This window comes from Scytonema hofmannii PCC 7110, assembly GCF_000346485.2.
Taxonomy (GTDB): domain Bacteria; phylum Cyanobacteriota; class Cyanobacteriia; order Cyanobacteriales; family Nostocaceae; genus Scytonema; species Scytonema hofmannii.
Window position 1 is genome coordinate 9,410,295 of the sequence record NZ_KQ976354.1, and the last position, 20,462, is coordinate 9,430,756.

Here is a 20,462-nt window from a genome sequence, read left to right on the forward strand (position 1 = left end):
CCCTCCCTCCTTCACTCCCTCACTCCTCCCACCGCTTCTTGCTGTTGGTAGAGACAGTAGTACCGTCCCATCATTGCCATCAGTTCTGCATGAGTTCCCTGTTCCACAACGGAACCCTGACTCATCATCAAAATGACATCGGCACTACGGATAGTAGCAAGACGATGGGTGATGAAAAATACTGTTCTTCCCTTGAATGCTTGTGCTAGATTTAAACACACTTGGCGTTCGGTATCGTAATCCAAAGCACTGGTCGCTTCATCTAGAATCAATAGTGGTGGGTTTTGCAGTACGGTACGAGCGATGGCAATCCGTTGTCTCTGTCCACCGGATAGAGCAGAACCCCTCTCCCCAACACGGGTTTCATAACCGTTGGGTAAATTCATGATAAAGTCATGAGCGCAAGCAATCTTGGCTGCTTCTACAATCTCTTCTGGAGTGGCATCTGGCATAGTCAGAGCAATATTTGACTGCACCGTAGTGTCAAATAACAGAGTATCTTGCAGCACCATGCCAATTTGACGGCGTAAGGAGTAAAGTTCGACCTTATTGATGTCGTAGCCGTCAATTTTAATCCGACCGGAATCGAGTTCGTACAAGCGGGGTATGAGTTTGGTGAGCGTGCTTTTGCCAGCACCACTTTGTCCCACCACTCCAACAAAGGTTCCTGCTCCAATGTCTTGATTGATGTTGACCAATTGGGGATTGGGACTCTTGCTAAAGCTAAAGGTCACATTTTCGTACTTGATAGCTCCAGTCATTGCTGGCATTGGAATTTGGGAGTATGAGGGAGTGAGAGAGTGAGAGAGCAAGGGAAAATTCTCCCTCCCTCCCTCACTCCTTCCTTCCCTCACTCCTCCTAGTCCAGCTATCTCGCTTTCAGTAGGATTATCTAGAATATCAGCAAGTCGTTCCAGGGATAATGCCGTTTCTTGGAAGTTCTGCCACAGTTGTATCAATCGTAACAAAGGACTGGTGACATAACCTGCAATAATACGAAATGCAATTAGTTCTCCCAAAGTGAGTTGACCTTCAAGTACTAGAAAAGCACCAACCCACAGCAAGAGTAAGCTAGAAAGTTTGTTGAGGAAGTTGCTGAGGGAACTTGCGGTATTACTCGTCAGCACGTTCTCAAAAGAAGCACTAATGTAACGTGCGTAACGGGTTTGCCACTGCCATCGGGAGTTGAGTTCGATATTCTGTGCTTTGACAGTTTGAATGCCAGAAACCACTTCGACTAAGTAGGATTGCGTTTCGGCATTGCGTTCTGCTTTGGTTCTGGTTTGGCTGCGGATGATGGGGGCAAAGATATATGTCAGCAGGGCAAATAGGGGTACTGTTGCAAGTGCTACTACAGTGAGCAACCAGCTGTAAATGACCATCACCGCAATGTAGATGACAGAGAAGATAGCATCCAAGACTACGGTTAGGGCAGTTCCCGTGAGGAAGGAGCGGATGTTCTCCAGTTCGTTGATGCGGCTGGAGATTTCACCGACAGGACGCTTCTCGAAATAACGTAGGGGCAAGCGCAACAGGTGGTCAATGACCTCCGAACCCAAACTTAAGTCGATGCGGTTGGTGGTATCGACAAAGAGGTTGGTTCTCAGCCAAGTAATAACCCCTTCCACCACAGCCATTGCTATCAACAGAAATCCCAACACGTGGAGGGTATTGACACCGTTTTGGATGATAACTTTATCAATAATGACTTGAGTAATGAGGGGGTTAGCCAGTCCCAAGAGTTGTACAAATAAGGAAGCAATAAAAACTTCGATAAGTACTGTACGATGCTTTTTGATAGCAGGAAGAAACCAACTCAAACCAAAGCGGCTTTTGGGTGTTTCTTTTGTGGGTTGCAGCAGTAGTACTTGACCTTCTTCCCCCCAAATATCGGCAAATGCTGTGGGGTTTAAACGTCTGATGCCCTGTTCTGGTATTGCCAAAACCAATTCTTTGGAAGTAGCTTTGTAGAGAATGGCGAAACTGTCCTGCCAGGGGAGGAGTGCTGGTACTGGTAGGCGACTGACACTGAGGGCAGGAACTTGTACTAGTTGGGAGGTGAGTCCCATCAGTTCTGAGAGGGCACCACACAATTGAATGGAAATGCCACCCGTGCGCTGAAAGTTGTTGACCAAGGCACGTTTGATGACATCTCGCTTGAACGGCATTCCCCAGTACTGAGCTAGCATTTGGAAGCAGGCGACGGACGCATCCACCGGACCTCTACCACGAACATGAGGATATTTGACCGATTGGGAGAGGCTTGGTTCTTCTGGTTCCTCCGGGCGTTCTGGGGCGTAGGGTGCATCTTGCCAGAGTGAGGAGGGAGAGAGTGTTTGAGTGTCTGAGTGAGGGGAAGGGGAAGCAATGTCCCCTGATATTGTTAGTTCCCGCAAACCAATAAGACGAACTGGTTTATCAGCTTCTACTTTAATATATGCTTGTGGGTCATGGGAGTTGAGGCTGCAACCTACAGCATAATTGGAACTACCGCCACTCACCAGCCATAGGAGATTGGGGTCTAGCTGTTGAAGTGGCGTTGTGCCTGGAGGTAAGTTGAGGACAGTGGCTGATGCGTGATACTGAATTGCCAGTTCTTTGAGATTGGCATTCCCCAATGCCCTTCTTTCTAGTTCTGCACCCAAGAGGTCATACACTTCAATTAGGGAACAGTGGTTGCTATATGCATCTCTTAGGACTGGTTCAAGTTCTAATAGTTTGAGAAAATCGGCTGCACTTAGGGTAAGACAGAGGGTTTCATCTGAGGAGATCGCGGTTTCACTTGCAACACCCCTCACTAAGCTTGCACCGCCCAAGAGTGCTCCTGATTTCAACGATTGCAGTGTTTCTGGAACTTTGGCTCCGGGTGCGTAACCGATAAGACGCGCTCCACCTGAGTAGATAATAGCAATTTTATCGGGCATGGTTTCTCGCACAAAGATGGCTTGCCCCATGCGATAGCGTAGTGGTTGGAGTTGGGAGGCGATGCGTTCAACAGTCCTGACATCCAGCTGGTTGAAGGGGTGGTGTTGAGCGAGAAAATCAATAATAGTGGTAGTGCTGGATGTCATCTTGTTAGGAGAACTGGGGTAGGTGTATCGTTAAGAATAGTTGGTTGGGCATTGCGAACGGTTTCTGCAAGCATTGTCTCAAACATCTGATTGAGCAGAAACGCACGCATGGCATCGTCCAACTGGGCGCTGATAAATTTCTCCAATCGCAGGATGACTACCCATTCTCCTAACTTGGTTGGTGGTAGCAGTTCTCCCGCTTGGGAAGTGGAAAGCATTTTAGCGATGGTAGGATGGGGTTGTGACAGGGGAACCGGACCGAGCAATCCTCCTGTTTGTGCTTCTGCACCTTGCGAGTATAATGATGCACATTCAGCGAAGGTCTGTTCTCCTGCTAGTATGCGGAAGAACAGTTCTTGAGCAACTTCCATGGAAGGAGTGCGGATGAGGGAATAGACAACTTTGTCTAATTGGGATTTGTGATTGAGAAATATGGATTCAATCTTCGCTCCCCATGTGGCCATTTTGAATTTCTCAATCCTGAGTTCTTTTGTTGCTAATGCTTCTAGTTGCTCGGTTGTCATGCCATAAGTTAGCAACCAAGTTTGGAGTAGCTCGGGTGTAGTAATTTGGTTCTTCTGGTAGAACTGCTCTTGGGCGCTCTTTCTCTCTTCCACAGTCAGTGTGACAGGAGCAATAGCAGAGTCAATAATCATGGAGCGACATAACTGGGGTAGCATTTGGTACTCAGCTAGCAGGCGAAAAACCTCTGCTTCTGTGATTGTGCGATTCCCAAATTGGAGAATTTGAGCCATAGAGAGTTTGGGTAGATGACAGAGCCAGCAAAAAAGAGAGTATTGTTTTTGGTACAAACTCCCTATTGCATAATGGCTTGTTGGTTATCTATATCACAATGATGAGTCTACTTAATTTGGTTATAAGATTGGCAGTTGAATGCGTGGAAATACTAAGGTGGCTGCTTTATGGGTTGACAATGCATCTGTGGAAAGGCTACTGTACTAATCTGGGGTGAACTTCCGGGTTTTCTATTCCAAAATGTAGATACACAGAGAGTTTTGAGCAAGCGCGTACAAAAATCCCACGCAGGGCACGGTAATCCATGGTATTGGGTATCCAGATGAGTAAGCATACCACTACCCCAAGAAAGCTTAAAAGCCAATATCTACCTTTAAAGTTGATAGGTATTAGCTGTGTGAGCGATTAGGATTTAAAAGATTGATGTTTTGTCATGTACATACATGGCTGACACATTGAAATTTCAAGGGTTTTTGTCTTAACTCGGTTTCTTGAAGAGTTGATACTCACTCCCCTTACCCGAAGGACTGATTAAGCGAGCTGTTACAGTGTCAGTACCTACAGTGGCTCCATCTGTAAACATACCATCGTAGAAGATCTGTTGACCCGCAACGCCAGTGAAACTATAATCATGCATCAGGCGACCGGGTTCTAAGGGCTTGGTCACCTCAGCACTCAATTGCAACACGCGGTGATCGCAACCGCCATTCGCTAGATAGAGCATGGATTTCAAGTCGATTCTATGAGGTCTATGAGGGCGGCAAAATGACAACGTGTTGTTCGGTGGCGATCAATGATGTTAACCAGCATGAGGTTTGTAGTTTGTCGATGACATCTCTGTGAGAAATCCGGGTAAAGTCGAACTTAGAAAACTATCTCGGAAAAAGCATTAAAATATATTATTCATTAAATATATCAAGTTTTTTTCGTGCGCTTGCACCTACATCTACGAGAAATGACGTTATTACTATGAAAGCATTTGACTGGGAAATCTTCCTGAAACAAGAGAGCCAAAAAATTATTGCGGATTATAAAGAAAAGAAAAGTAAGGGTAAGGGTGGAGATTGGAGTTTTATAGAACTTGCTTCTGAAACTATTGAATCTGAATGGTTAGGTTATCCAGGCGCAACAGAAGAGCAAATTGTTGCTGCTGAGACTCGTTTAGGTATAATTTTGCCACCTTCATATCGAATGTTTTTGACAGTTACGAATGGTTGGCCTGCGCTACCTGGACCTCAGAAGTTGTATTCCACAGAGGAAATTAATTGGTTCTGTGCAGAAAATCAGGATTGGATTGATGAATGGACAACTGCACTAAAACTTCTTCCACCTATCACTGATGAACAATATTTTGTTTATGAAAAAAATTATTTTTGGAACCAACCTATACGCACAGAGTATATGCAAACCTCCCTACAAATTAGTGATGAAGAGGATGCTAGTGTTGTTTTACTAAATCCTCAAGTTACCCATAATTATGAGTGGGAGGCATGGCTTTTAATCAGTGGTCGTGCTAGTATTTTGCGATGCCGTTCTTTTCAAGAACTAATTCAAACAATGGGAATGGTAAATCCCTGGTTATGATTGTGATTCATCTGCGTTCGTAATGATTACCTACCAATAGGAGTAAATCCTCTAAAAATTCCATCTCGTGTGAAGTAGCCAGACTGCATTCTGAGTTGTGGGATTCCTACTACAAGAAATCGTCCTCGCGGTGTATCGGGTATAAGATTGACATTTAGATCTCCATAAAAAGCCGATATTAATCCCGCTTGTCTTCTAGACTCAGCATCAGGTACATATCTAACAGATACTTGATTGTTATTAAACCGAGCTGTCCCTCCACTTGTAGTTGTACTAAATGGAAACTCATCACGGACTACTTTATTTTCCCGGTCAATCACACTCGCTAAATCACCATTCGCATCGTACTCATAGCGAATAAGATACCCCATCGGGTCAAAAACTGACGCAATTCTCCCAAGTGCATCGCGCTCAAAAGTAATCTGCTTTCCGGTTGAACTGACAATTCCCGCATCGCTATAAGTCAGTTTATTTGAGTTAGTGTCAGTGACTGTCAGCAAATCACCAGTTTGTGCATCGATTTCATAGACAATCCCTTCCTTTGTTGTCAGGACGTAAATGCTACCAAAGTTGACATCCGCAGGATTATAAGGCACACCACCATTTAAGCCAACGTACTCATTGCTACCAGCCTTATGAAGAATCCGGGTATCTTTCACTGTTAAAGTACTGGTGACACCTTGATCGCCAACAAACTTGGGACGATAAACAACCGCATCCGGATTTTTTGCGATCGCAGATGCTAACCCAAATAACGGGTCAACAGTCGGTTTGAATGTAAACGCTTCTCGCTTACCTCCTGGCAAGGTAATGTATACACGAGTCCCATCTTTGAATGCGCTTTGATACCCAATCAGTTGGTCTTCTTCACTTGGAGATCTCAACGAAGTCCGCAGGTCGGTATCTCTAAACTCCATCCGCCAGCCGTAGCCAAAGTCATCAGTCATACCACTAGTGAGGGTGTCATAAGTACGTGTCAGGGTGATGGGGATGCCAGTGACAGGAATTGATAAATCAGTAAACGACAACCGGAAGTTACCTAGCTTTAAATCACCCGCAACATCCACAACTTCCTCAGAGTAGGAAATATTACCGCCATTGTCTGCAACTTCTAATCGCAAAATGTAGGAATCGTTTTGCAGCAAAGATGGGTCGAACTTACCCAGAACACCATCAGCTATTGCATTTGGATGATCGACAAACAGGATTTCCTTGAACTCCCCACCAGCAACAGGCGCAACCAGTAGTTTGTAGTAATCTAACTGACCGTCATCAGAGAGACTGCCTTTGATATCTATCGGTGCAGTCACCAAACTACCTGCATAAGTTCCTAAGTTGAGGCTGACAACAGGAGCATTGACATCGCTAGTATCGATCGCCGCAACATCAAAAGTTGCTTGTCCAATATTGCCTGCTGTATCAGTTGCAACAGCTACTGCTCTAATTGTCAGAGCAGTAGTAGGTGTAAACCGTGCCATGCCGTTGCCATCGAGCACAAAAGGTGTATCATTAATCAGCAGTTTTAGCCCGGCCACTTTCATATTGTCTGTTGCTCGTGCTTGAAAGATGACAGTTTCCCCAAGGTTTACTAGGTCGTAATTAGCAATCAGCCTCACGAGGGGTGCTATTGTATCAGATGTTACTGACAAGTCATACTCCTGCTGTTGAACACCGCCATTGCCATCGCTCACTGTGAGAACAACATGGTGAGAACCAACATTGCTGGTGTTCGGCGTCCACCGCAAGCGTCCCAAATTATCCAGGGTGATACCTTTATTGAGAGATGCAGTGTCCTTGGAATAACTCAACTTATCGCCATCAACGTCAGTTGTCCTAACATCGTAAGCATAAGTACTACCAGGAGTTGCACTCAGGACTGGGTGAGACTGGATAACTGGAGTATTATTTGCCCGTGCCGTCAGCGTAAACCCTTGTGCGGCACCCTCTCCATGAGTATCCACCGCACCAACTACAATCTGATAGCTACCAGCAATGGGGTTGTTCCAAGTTAGCAATCCTGTATTCGGGTTAATTTCGATATTGATGCCGTCGGGTTTAGACAGCAGTTGGTAGACTAGAGTATCGCCTGCATCCGGGTCAGTTGCCACCACTTGGTAGTTATAAGCACTACCAACCGACGCCTTGAAGACAGGAGTTGAAGTGATAACGGGAGCATTGTTGATAGCCGTTTCACTCACAACTATTGTATAGGTTTGGGTGGAGGTAGCACCAAGAGCATCGGTCACGAACACTTCGACTGAGTGGTCACCGACTTGCGTACCTTGGGGTGTCCATTGAATCGCGCCGTTGTCGTCAATGGTCATGCCAGTTGGCGTTTTGCCCAAATTGAAGGTGAGTGTATCGTTCTCTGGATCGGTAGCAACAACAGTGTAGGTATAGGGTTGATTTTTCGCGGCTCTTGTGACGGGATTTGAGACAATTGTGGGTGGAGCGTTAATGCCAGTCACTTGTAGAGTAAATTCTTGAGTCGTATACCCACCCAACGCATCTGTCAGTTGCACGGCGACGGTGTGTTCTCCGATTTGGTCCGATGCGGGAACCCAACGCAACGCGGACGATTGTGCATCAACCCTGCGGGGACGAGCAAAGAGCAAAGTCGCTTGGCTTAAAAGAAAAGACCAAAGGTTGTAAAAGGGTGACAACTTTCTTTATAGGCGTAGACCTTAAAGCCTTTAAAGTAGAATAGCAAGTAAAAAAATATTAATAGCATAGCTCTTGGCAGCGCTTTAACTGTAAAGTTTAACTCGCGTCGATTATACTTTTTCCGCCGTTATCAAACGAAGTACAAAGCCACTCCAAAAAGTTACAATCCAAGATTTTCATTTCTTTCAATCGTTGCAAATCCTCATTTTCTTTTGTCATTTCTCGAACTGCTAGTGGATGATTGGTAATAGCGTCTAGTTGAGCTTTTTTATCTTTATACTGGCTGGCATTGAAAGACTCATCTCTAGCACGGATAAATAGCTCAATAGTGTTAAATCTAACGCCTTTAACAACTTGAAGAATAAATTGTAAAGAAGTTGGATTTAGATAAGCGTGTAAAGTAGCATGGATTGCGAAAAGAGCCTCTTGAGCTTCAAAAAGATAGTAAGAATCAAAAAAATCATCTGAGTCTGGACAGATATCTTCGCGAACACAATCTTCGGCTAATTGAAGAAGTTGGACTTCATCCGCTGATTTTCTTTGTAAGGCTTGCCAAATCTCGTTTAGTGCCTTTCTTGGTACAAGAGGGTTACCCCAATTCTCCATTCGCGAAAAGGCGTTGTAATTGGGAAGCATTCTCTCGCAAATAGAAGCTGCAAAAGCCACTCTGTGAAGAGGAGAGAGTTGTTTTAGTTCTTGTTCTAAAGAGTCCATGTCAAAAAAATACAAGTTCATTTGTCTTCTTACTCCTTTTACTATTTACTTGGCTTATCTGGCTTCAATTTGCTACCTCTTCTAATACCTTCTGTTTGCATTTCTGTCCAACAAGAAGAGCAAATCCCAGCAGGATGGCTTACCCCAATCGCTTCAATTTTTTGCCCGGTACTCTTTTGCAGTCTGATTAAACGTCTTTCTGCGTGGTTATCTGGTTTGGCATAGCTTCCTTTTTTTTCCTCATATACAATATACCCATCTTTTCTGAGCAAAGTTTCTTGGTAGTCTGTAAATTCTCCAAAAGAGTTGGCTACAACTTTTGCCTCCGATCCCTCAATTCGACCTACAGCAACTGTTCTGTGAGTCCTAGCTACGTCATCGTAAATTTTTTTAGCAATATCTTTAGCCTCTCGATCCAATTCGTAATCTTCTGGGTCGATCCCTGGATCACTATATATGGAATAAACATAATTTTCCAGATACTCACTGAGACTCAAAGGTATACTTGGGAAAGTTTCAGTATTACTTACCTCTAGTTGAGGATCTCCAGCAAAGCCTCCAAGACGTCCTGTAAGTTTTTGTAATAACTCACTATCCGGTTTACGAGCAGTATTATCAGAAACTTCTAGCCGAGGATCGTCACCAATGCCTTTGAGAGTTTCTGGAATATAAGAGCCAAGCTCAATACCAATTTCTATCATGCGAACTGCTGTGAGGACAGCGATGATTGTTGTTACAATCGCGATGCCCCAACTGGCGTCGGGAGACATTGCTAATATGGCATTGAGACCGGACGGGTCGATTAAATTGGCTGGATTGCCGTTAGCATAAAGATACTTATGCAATGTTAATGGTTCTTCAAGACGACCCTCATAAACATCTCGTCTTGTAAACCGACCAGTATTGGGGTCGTAGTAACGTTGCCTTAGATAGTATTGCTCTAAATCCTCATCGTATTGTTCTCCAGCGAACAGGTAGTTATTGTCTGTACTGCCACTGCTACCAATTAACTTACCAAATGCGTCATAAGTATAGGTATCGGTAATTGAAGCTTGCCCATCAGTCAAAACCCGTGTACTACCTAACCCATCTACTAGATAGAAGGACTGTTGTCCATCTTTAGTTTGGGAAATTAAATCGTGACCGTAGAGGTAAGAAGTTTTTAGATTACCACTTGAGTCGTATTCTGCTACAGCCTGGGCATGGGGTAAATTGGTATCGACGAGATAGTTTGTAGTTATACCATCAGATGTAGAGCTAACTCGAATACCTTTAGCATCGTAAACATAATCAACTGGCTTGCCATCAAGAAGATTGTTAACACCTATTAAACGGTTTTCAAAGTCCCAGGTGTAAATTATTTCGCTATTGCCATCCTTAACACGGGAAATCATATTACCATTATTGTCATAGGTGTAATTGTAGGTATAGACTGTCTCACCATTTTTAAGCTGCGTTTCGTCGAGCAGCAAATCATTATTGTTGTAATAGTAAGTTGTCAGTCCTTCAACTGAGTCATTACTCCTTAGACGGTTACCAACATTGTCATATGTATAGCTAATAATACGACTGTTATTTACAGAGTCAGAAGGGTCAGTTATTTTTTCGCTCAAAAGACGATACAATTCGTCATATTCATACTTAACTTTTCGTCCATTGTGTTCCTCAACTTCGAGACGATACCCTACGGGATTGAGAGTGTAATCATAGCTAGAAATAATCGTTTCTTCACCAGATCCGGGGTTAGTTAGAGCATTTTTCAGGGAAACTAAGCGATTAAGTTGGTCGTATTGGCGAGTTTCAACAATATTATTGGATAGTTTTGTACGCCAAAGATTACCAACTGCATCATAAAAGTAAGTAGTCGTATCTGTATCTTTAGTTACGGTTCTCAGACGATTTAACTCATCGTAAGTGTGTTTTATAGTACCAGCTTTAGTTTTAACTGAGGTGCGATTTCCAGCGATGTCATACTCATACTCAATTGTTGCTCCAGTGTCTAGAGACGGGCTATTTGGATCGGTACGGGAAATTAATCGGTTAAGCAGATCGTACTTGTAGCTCGTGGTTCCTCGACTATCCGTAACCGTTTCTACTTGTCCAGTCTTGGTGTAAGTGTAGTTGACCGATGTGCCATCGAAAAATTCTTTGGCAATGACGCGGTTATTGTCGTCGTATGTGTAATTGATTGTATTTTGATTGAAGTCTTTTTCTTTGACAACATTTCCGACTGCATCGTAAGTAGTCTCCGAACGTTGTAATAAAGGTAGTACTGTAGCGACTCGGCGATTGCGCTCGTCGTATTCGTAAGTTGTAATATGACCATTAGCATCTTTTGTACTGACTAAATTGCCAGTTAAATCATAGCCATATTCCGTTCTTTGTTGTCTGGCATCGATGACAGCAGTTAATCTTCCTCGTGAATCATACTCATACTGCGTTGTTTGATTATCTTGGTCAGTTTTGGCAATAACTTGGTTACTATTGTCGTAAACGGTAGTCGTAGAGGTTCGGTCAGCAAAATGAGTTTTTACAAGCCGTTCTTGCTCGTCATACACGTAGCTTGTTGTGTGGTTGAGAGCATCGGTTTTTGTTAATTGATTTCCTACCTCATCATAGGTGTATTTGGTTTCATTATGAAGAGCATCGCGAATGAGAGTTTGACGACCTGCTTGATCGTATTCGTATTTGGTGCGATTTCCTCGCTCGTCAATAAAGGCTATTTTTCGCCCTATTTCGTCATACTCATTGTGAGTTTTAGGATTATCCTCATCGCTACCAATTGTATCGTCTGGATAAATTGTTTCTATTAACTTGCCAACACTATTGTATTTGTATTTGGTGGTTTGTCCAGCTTTATCAGTACGAGCTATTACACGACCATTAGCATCAAAAGTTGTAGTTGTAGAAGTACCATTGCTGTAATTTGTCTGTTTTAGGCGTCCTAATTGGTCGTAGACAAAAGTAGTGGTGCGTCCCAAAGCATCAGTTGTACTGATTAGCCTTCTTGAAGAGTCATACTCATGACGAGTTCTGGGATTATCAGATAAGTTTTGTGGTGTTTTGTCAGGGGAAATAGTTTCTATTAATTGACCGAGAGCATTGTAACGATATTCTGTACGATTACCCCGCTCGTCAATTTCTGCCTTGACTAAACCATCTTGATAATATTCAGTGCTTGAATAGGGGTTATTTACTAGATAAGCTGGCGAATCTTTAGGATATACAACTAAAGTCCAATCTATCGAATCTAATGTTTCACCTGGTGCAATTGCTGCAATTAATTGTGCCAGAGTATTTTCTGTTGCCGATGGATAAATAATCTTAGTTACCCTTCCTAATGCATCGTATTCATAATGGGTAACTTCTCCATTTTGGTCAATGGTTGCTCGACTGCGACCCCCTTCATCATAAATAGTAATTGTTCGCGGATTATCAAGAGAGTTGTTCTCTGTATTGTCAGGGGAAATTGTTTCTACTATCTGACCTTTGGAGTTATAACGATATTCGGTTTGATTGTGTCGAGCATTAATAACAGCAGTTTGATTACCATTGTTATCGAATTCATATTTGGTGACATTTTGAAGAGGGTCTTTAACCGATGTCACCCGACCTTCTCGGTCGTAAGTTAGCTCAGACACCAGCTTTTGTAAACCTTGGGATGTCGTAACAGTCTGAGTTTCGCTCAAACGCTTGCCATTGGCATTATAAGTGTAGATAATTTCGTTGCCTTGAGCATCTATTGCACTTTCTATATTGCCAACGGTATCGTACCTGAACTGAGTTGTATTACCATTAACATCGACTATCTCAGTTAGATTTCCTTTCAGGTCATAACCGTACTTAGTAATATTTCCAGCCGCATCGGTCATAGACCGCAGTCTGCCTTTGGAGGAGTAAGTATATGTAGTAGCATTTCCCAAGGGGTCAACCTCGGTTAAAAGCCGACTGTACTGACCGTAAGTATAATAAGTAACGTTACCTATCGGGTCTGACTCCGTTAGCATATTACCAAAGTTGTCGTAGGTATATTTTTTTGTGAAACCATCAGATCCAGAGCGGTCTGATATAACAGTTCGTTCTAGAACATCATTATCATCGTTATACTTGCGCTTAGTGATTTTACCAAGGGCATCAATTTCAGTGACAACGTTACCGCGAGTATCGTAAACATAGGTTGTGACATTACCTAACTGGTCGGTAACTTTTTGTTCCGAAGCGTCAAGGTCATAAGTCATCTCCACAGGCAAGCCGTTCACATCTACTATCTTCTTCAATCGCCCATCTTCACCGTACTCATTCCTTACCCCAGTTCTACCTAACGGGTCAATAATTTTATCGAGATAATGCTGACGCTGTTGATTGTACTCTAGACGTGTTGTATTATCTTCCCGGTCAGTCACACTCATTAAATCACCCTGAGCATCGTACTCATAGCGAATCAGTTCACCCATCGGGTCTTTCACCGCAGCAATCCGACCAAGTGCATCCCGCTCAAAGGTAATCTGCTGACCGGTTGAACTGACAATTCCCGCATCGCTATAAGTCAGCTTATTCGAGTTAGTGTCAGTTATGTTGAGCAAATCGCCAGTTTGTGCATCGATTTCATAAACAATCCCTTCCTTAGTTGTCAGGACGTAAATGCTACCAAAATTAACATCAGCAGGATTGTACGGCACACCACCATTTAAGCCAACATACTCTTTGCTACCAGCCTTATGAAGAATCCGGGCATCTTTGACTGTCAGAGTGCTAGTAACACCCATTACGCCAACGAATGCTGGTTTATACACGTAGGGGTCACTATCAATATCGGCAGATGCAGTTGCCAGGTACTTAAATACTGGGTCGATTGTTGGTTTGAATGTAAACGCTTCCCGCTTACCTCCAGGTAAGGTAATGTATACACGAGTTCCATCTTTGAAGGCGCTTTGATACCCAATCAGTTGGTCTTCCTCACTTGGAGGTCGCAACGAAGTCCTCAGGTCGGTATCCCTGAACTCCATCCTCCAGCCATAGCCAAAGTCATCAGTCATACCACTCGTGAGGGTGTCATAAGTCCGGGTGAGCGTGATGGGGATGCCAGTGACTGGAATTGATAAATCAGTAAACGACAACCGGAAGTTACCCAACTTCAAATCGCCTGCAACATCAACCACTTCCTCAGAGTAAGAAATATTGCCGCCATTGTCTGCCACTTCTAAGCGCAAGATGTAAGAGTCGTTTTGCAGCAAAGAGGGATCAAATTTACCCAGAACACTATCAGCGATCGCATTTGGATTATCAACAAACAGGATTTCCTTGAACTCCCCACCAACAACAGGCGCAACCAGTAGTTTGTAGTAATCCAGCTGACCGTCATCGGAGAGACTGCCTTTGATATCTATCGGTGCAGTCACCAAACTACCTGCATAAGTTCCCAAGTTGAGGCTGACAACAGGAGCATTGACATCACTCGTATCGATCGCCGCAACATCAAAAGTTGCCTGTCCAAAATTGCCTGCTGTATCAGTCGCAACAGCCACTGCTCTAATTGTCAGAGCAGTAGTAGGTGTAAACCGTGCCATGCCGTTGCCGTCGAGCACCACAGATGTATCATTAATCAGCAGTTTTAGCCCGGCCACTTTCATATTGTCTGTTGCTCGTGCTTGAAAAATGACAGTTTCCCCAAGGTTTACCAAGTCGTAATTAGCAATCAGCCTCACAACTGGTGCTATGGTATCAGCTGTTACTGACAGGTCATACTCCTGCTGTTGAACACCGCCATTACCATCGCCTACTGTCAGAACAACGTGGTGAGAACCAACATTACTGGTGTTGGGCGTCCACCGCAAGCGTCCCAAATTATCCAGGGTGATGCCTTTATCGAGAGATGCAGTGTCGAGGGCATAACTCAACTTATCGCCATCAGCGTCAGTTGCTTTCACATCGTAAGCATAAGTGCTAAGAGGAGTTGCACTCAGGACTGGGTGAGACTGGATAAGTGGAATATTATTTGCCCGTGCCGTCAGCGTAAATCCTTGTGCAGCACCCTCTCCATGAGTATCCGCTGCTCCAACTACAATCTGATAGCTGCCAGCAATGGGGTTGTTCCAAGTTAGCAATCCTGTAGTGGGATTGATTTCGATATTGATACCGTCGGGTTTAGACAGCAGTTGGTAGACTAGAGTATCGCCTGCATCGAAGTCCTGTGCTACAACTTGGTAGTTATAAGCACTACCAACCGAAGCCTTGAAGACAGGAGTTGAAGTGATAACGGGAGCATTGTTGATGGCAGTTTCACTCACAACTATTGTGTAGGTTTGGGTAGAGGTTGCCCCAAGAGCATCGGTCACGAACACTTCTACTGAGTGAGAACCGACTTGCGTACCTTGGGGTGTCCATTGAATCACGCCATGATCGTCAATGGTCATGCCAGATGGCGTTTTGCCCAAATTGAAACTGAGTACATCGTTCTCTGGATCGCTAGCAACGACAGTGTAGCTGTAGGGTTGATTGAATGCTGCTCTTGTGACGGGATTTGAGACAATTGTGGGTGGAGCGTTAATGCCAGTCACTTCTAGGGTAAATTCCTGAGTCGTATACCCACCCAACGCATCTGTCAGTTGCACGGCGACAGTGTGTTCGCCAATTTGAGTGCTGGTTGGGTTCCAACGCAACGCACCAGTCTGAGAATCAACCACCATACCATCAGGTGCTGCCGTCAAACTCCACAACAGCAAATCGCCATCCGGGTCAGTACCTCTAAGATTGTACTGGTATTCTTTTTCTAGATTGGTGAGTGTATTGGGAGTAGAGATGATGCTGGGAGCGCGGTTAATTGCCAGATTGCTGACATTGATGGTAAATGATTGCTCAACAATTGCTTGAGAATCTGAAACGCGCAACAGTACCGAATTGTTACCAAACTGGTTGGGAGTCGGAGTCCAAACAATCGCACCATCAGAAATCGTCATCCCTTCTGGCTTTGAGAGCAAGCTGTAGCTGATGGCATCACCATCCGGGTCAGTTGCTTCAATTTTGTAGAGGTATGAATTGCCCAACCGAGTACTTGTTCGCGGTGTGGAAGTCATCACAGGAGCGCGATTAATGGTAGTCGTTGGGTCTGTTGGGTCTGTCATCAGGGGATCGACAATCACATTGAGTGACTGGAATGCTTCTCCACCTTGACCATCAGTTGCCCGAATCAGGATTTGCCAGGGTTCAACACCTTCTGTGTAGCCCGGATTTAAAGAACCACCCATTTGTGCTGCATTTGGCGTCCATTCTACTTGACCTGTAGTTGGGTTAATGGAAAGTCCAACAGGAGTATTGGGTGCATCAACCACAAGAGAGTAAGTTATGCTGTCGCCATCCAAATCCAATGCTTTGGCTTGATAAGAAAACAGTTTGGTTTCGCGAACATGGGCAATGTCGGGCGCAATAGAAGTAAACACTGGAGTGCGATTCCCCTGTAAAACTTCTACTTCAAACGCTTGTAAGTTAATACCACCCTTACCATCATTCACCCGTACTATGACTTGGTGTTTGCCAACTTGGTCATGACTGGGTCGCCAAGAAATTGTCCCGTTGGGGGCGACTGCCATGCCCTCTGGTTTGAGCACCAATTCAAAAGTCAGCTCGTCTGCATTCAAGTCAACAGCAGTTGCTCGGTAAAGTAATTTCTCGCCAACTCTCACAGATGTGACAGGCGTACTCGTAAACTCTGGAGCGACGTTTTCACCACTCAACACAGAGTTGGTGTTGCCAAAATCAACGCTAAATTTCTGCTCGGATGCGGCAATGGTGACAGACCAATAGTTGGGCTGAATTGGAGCCGTTTGCGTCCAACCGGGCTGCACCTCTTGGGCAATGCGATAAGTTCCTGGTGCAAGAGTCAACGAGTAATTACCTTGTGCGTCGGTGTAAGTAAAGAGTTCATCTGTATCCCGCATGCCGTCAGCATCAGCATCAACGTAAACCAACCAGTTTGCTAAACCAGATTCATTCGCACCCGGTTTCCCCAAGCTCCGAACCACCATGACATTGTTCTCACCACCCATGGCGTTAAAGAGCAAATCTCCGGTTACGGGGTCAACGACTGCTCCAGAAGCGCCATCGTAGTTGCCGATGAACAATTGCTTCGTGCTGGCAATGGGGTTACCCTCACTATCAACTTCATAGGCGTTTATTGAGTCATTGTTCCATTCTGCCAGCAGTAAAGAAGCACCATTTTCAAACTTGGGTGCGGTCACGGGCATATACACAAAACCACCAGGTCTGTCCCCTATTGTTGTCTCAATCTCAATTGAGGTAATACTGCCATCAGGAGAATAGTTGACAGTGGAGAAAGTGTTGTTTGCACCAGTGGATTTGAGTTGTAGAGCACCAGGTAGACCAAAAGGAACTTCTTGCAAACCGCGCAAGCTACCTTTCACACTGCTAACTAGCAATTTATGACTAGAAGTATAGTAAACCAGACCTGCATCAATGTATGGGGCGTAAGCGTAGTAGTTAGCAACATAGGGAGTTGTTGGGTCGTCATCATCGTCAAAGCCAATGATGTGACCGCCATCTCCACGCTGGACTTTCAGTTCCATGATGACGCCACCACAGCTATCTGCTGCACCGCCAATTAATATCGTGTTGAAGTCAACCGTACCATCGGCGTTGCGTTTGAAGGTCATTCCTCCCAACATATGAGGTACGCCATTTGGCGTTCCCAAGTTATAAGCGGTGTATATATCCTTGAAGGTTTCACCGATAACAACCTGGTTATCTGGTGTCATATTGTTCGGATTAGTCAAATCCCGCTTGCCGTCACTATCAATATCTGCGTATACAGTCCCTTTGACAGTACCGGGAACAGTATCGCCGATCGCTAAGTCGATTGTTTGCGTATCAACACCACCGCGACCATCTTCCACGCGCACTGTCACTTGATGAGTGCCAACTTCTGGGCTTGACCAAATAATTTTGCCTGTGACATCATCAATGAACATTGCTCTGGGCGCATCCATTAACCAGTCGCCAGTCACAACTTGCCCGCCAGGTCCGTAGAGAGTCCAGTAGTCGTCATAGCTACCACCAATATTGTCGATGTAAATGGACTGACCCTGAGTGCCACTGAAGCGGTAAATGTCTGTCTCCTTCCTGTCGCTACCAAAGCTACCAGTCGTGAGTTGGGTGGCATTATTCTCAAAAGTCAGTTCAAAAGCATCTGAATAGTTTAACACGCGGAAGTTGTAGTCTCCGGTCGCTTCCCGATTGCCATCGACTACCAACCGATAAGTTCCTGTCTCTGTCAGAGTGAATCCGGGGAAAATACCGAAGTAATTGATTACAGTATCAGGACCCCGGTCATTTTGAATAGAACCGTTGTATAACTCCAAGCCACTTGGAGTGTACAACCGGACAGTAAAGTTGGGGTCATTGGTGTTGAGAGCATCAAAGTATAGCTGTTGACTCACTGTACCACTGAAGGTGTAGGTGTCGTTTTCCCCTAGTTTGCTAATATTGCCATTAACTTTTTGGTTCAAAGTCAGGGGGGTGGTGACAAACTCTGGCGTGACTATGCGTAATTTGTAATCTGTACCGACAGCACCATTGCCCTGCATGACCAACAAATACTCACCCGTTGCGGACAGTGCAAATTCGTCGTTGTCATAGATGTATTTAGAAGTGACATAATCCCCCCCAGGGCCATAAAGAATCCAGGCATTTGGGTATTCGCCTGCTTGGGCGTCGAAGTATAACCCACATTCCGCACTTCAAAATGTAGTACAGAGAGTCACATAATTCTTCTCAGATGCAGGTAAATAAAAATACACGAATTTTTTCAGTAGTTCGGCATTGAGTTGGCATGAAGAAATAAAGCAAAAGCAAAGTAGAAAATTGATTTCCAGCTTTTGATAAAACTAAATATACATTGATTAATTTCAAATGGGACAATCAGAAAAACTCAAAAATCTTTGATAGGTAAAAAATGTTCCCAATCTCAGATGCGAAAATTAAGAATATCGACCACTTAGGAATAGTAGCTGGGCTGATTGACGAAATAGGAATAGTTGAAATAATAAATTCTAAATTAGGAATAGACACCCGAGAGAAGATTTCAGCGGGAATATTGGTGAAAGCAATTTTAATCAATGGATTAGGATTTGTATCAAGACCTTTATATTTATTTAGCCAGTTTTTTGAAGATAAAGGAATCGAAATATTATTGGGTTCAGAGGTAAAAAAAGATTATATGAATGACGATAAACTGGGAAGAGTCATGGATAAATTATATAAATATGGATTGAATAATCTGTTTATAGAAATTGGATTATCAGTGATTAAAAAATTTCAGATAAATACAAAATATTCACATCTGGATGCGACATCATTTCATCTACATGGAGAATATAAAAGTGGAGAAAATCAGGAAAAAGAAGAAGTAAGCAGAGAAAGACCAATAATTGTAACCAAAGGATATTCTCGTGACCATAGACCAGATTTGAAACAATGTATTTTAGATTTAATTACGAGTAGTGATGGAGATATACCATTATTAATGAGAGCGGGAGATGGTAATGAAGCGGATAAAGCCGTATTTGGAAAAATTTTAGTAGAGTTTAAAAAGCAAATAGATTTTGAAAGTATTATGGTCTGCGATAGCGCATTATATAGTCAAGAAAATCTCCAATTAATTGAACATCTAAAATGGATAAGTAGAGTACCGATGACAATTAAAAAAGCACAGGGATTAGTGAAGTTTGTAGAAATAGAAGAGATAAGTCCAGAAGAAAGAGATAAAAGAGCAGCCCTAAACTTAGAAGGATATAAATGGAAAGAAGAAATAGTAAATTATGGTGGAATTAAACAAATATGGCTAATAGTAGAAAGTCAAAACAGAAAAATTAGTGATTTAGAAAAGCTAGAGAAAAAGCTAAAAAAAGAAAAAGAAAAAGTTGAAAAGCAGTTGAAAGCATTCAAAAAAGAAGATTTTGAAACACCGGAGCAAGCCAGATACAGACTAAAAGCCATTAATAAGAAATTGAAACTATTTGAAATTAAAGATGTTCAAATTTTTGAAAGTCAATCAAAAGAGAATCAGACTATTTATAAAATATCAGGAGTCATTCATGAAAAAATAGAAGAGATAGAAATCCAAAGAAAAGAAGCAGGAAGGTTTATTTTAGCAACTAATTTAGTAGACGAGAATAAGTTAGAGCCAGAAGAAATTCTGAGAAATTATAAAAATCAACAATCATGTGAACGAGGATTTAGATTTCTGAAAGACCCATTATTTTTTGTTGATAGTTTTTTTGTAGAAAATCCTGAAAGAATAGAGACGATGTTATTTTTAATGTCTCTGTGTTTATTAGTTTATAATCTCGGTCAAAGGCAACTAAGAAACAGCTTAAAAAGAGTCAAGATGGGAATCAAAAATCAATTAGGAAAATTAACTTTTAGTCCTACATTAAGGTGGGTATTTCAATGTTTTCAAGGAATTCATATTTTAATTTTAAACGGTGTTAGTCAAATAGTTAATTTAACAGAAGAGCGTCATTTTATTTTGAATAATCTGCCATCATCTTGTCAAAAATATTATTTGCTTTCTTAATTTAAGCAGTATATGGAGAGTGAATAAAAATTTCTCAGTTTCCGAGGAAATCATAATTATTCCTCCAATTTTTAGTGCTTAAATAA

8 protein-coding genes are annotated in these 20,462 nt (G+C 43.1%); 2 read left to right on the top strand and 6 right to left on the bottom strand.

All coding sequences use genetic code 11. From position 1 onward, the window contains the following. Positions 1–11: 11 nt before the first annotated feature. The 3 genes from WA1_RS39775 to WA1_RS39785 all read right to left on the bottom strand — a co-directional run bounded on the left by WA1_RS39775 (position 12) and on the right by WA1_RS39785 (position 4,551). The gene (locus tag WA1_RS39775; RefSeq protein ID WP_066613176.1) at positions 12–3,071 is read right to left on the bottom strand and encodes a peptidase domain-containing ABC transporter; all 3,060 of its coding nucleotides are present in this window, start codon (positions 3,069–3,071) and stop codon (positions 12–14) included. Next, complete coding sequence (locus tag WA1_RS39780; RefSeq protein ID WP_017746185.1) at positions 3,068–3,826, bottom strand: peptidylprolyl isomerase; 759 nt, start codon at positions 3,824–3,826, stop codon at positions 3,068–3,070. The genes WA1_RS39775 and WA1_RS39780 overlap by 4 nt, the downstream gene beginning before the upstream one ends. 479 nt (positions 3,827–4,305) lie before the next feature. Then, on the bottom strand, positions 4,306–4,551 hold the full coding sequence (locus WA1_RS39785; RefSeq protein ID WP_017746186.1) for a hypothetical protein: 246 nt from the start codon (positions 4,549–4,551) through the stop codon (positions 4,306–4,308). A 245-nt stretch (positions 4,552–4,796) separates the two neighbouring features. Between WA1_RS39785 and WA1_RS39790 the strand changes: the two genes are divergently transcribed. Continuing rightward, positions 4,797–5,411, top strand: a complete 615-nt coding sequence (locus WA1_RS39790) for an SMI1/KNR4 family protein (RefSeq protein WP_017746187.1) — start codon at positions 4,797–4,799, stop codon at positions 5,409–5,411. 26 nt (positions 5,412–5,437) lie between these two features. Here the strand turns inward: WA1_RS39790 and WA1_RS39795 are convergent, their stop codons facing one another. The 3 genes from WA1_RS39795 to WA1_RS39805 all read right to left on the bottom strand — a co-directional run bounded on the left by WA1_RS39795 (position 5,438) and on the right by WA1_RS39805 (position 18,385). Next, entirely contained in the window at positions 5,438–8,074 is a 2,637-nt protein-coding gene (locus WA1_RS39795; protein ID WP_017746188.1) for a putative Ig domain-containing protein, read from the bottom strand. Positions 8,075–8,171: 97 nt separating this feature from the next. Next, positions 8,172–8,810, bottom strand: a complete 639-nt coding sequence (locus WA1_RS39800) for a DUF416 family protein (RefSeq protein ID WP_017746189.1) — start codon at positions 8,808–8,810, stop codon at positions 8,172–8,174. A gap of 20 nt (positions 8,811–8,830) precedes the next feature. Further along, a complete protein-coding gene (locus WA1_RS39805) occupies positions 8,831–18,385 on the bottom strand; it encodes a putative Ig domain-containing protein (RefSeq protein ID WP_066613179.1) in 9,555 nt (3,184 codons plus the stop codon). A gap of 368 nt (positions 18,386–18,753) precedes the next feature. Between WA1_RS39805 and WA1_RS39810 the strand changes: the two genes are divergently transcribed. Next, the gene (locus WA1_RS39810) at positions 18,754–20,376 is read left to right on the top strand and encodes an IS1634 family transposase (RefSeq protein ID WP_017750193.1); all 1,623 of its coding nucleotides are present in this window, start codon (positions 18,754–18,756) and stop codon (positions 20,374–20,376) included. Positions 20,377–20,462 lie beyond the last annotated feature (86 nt).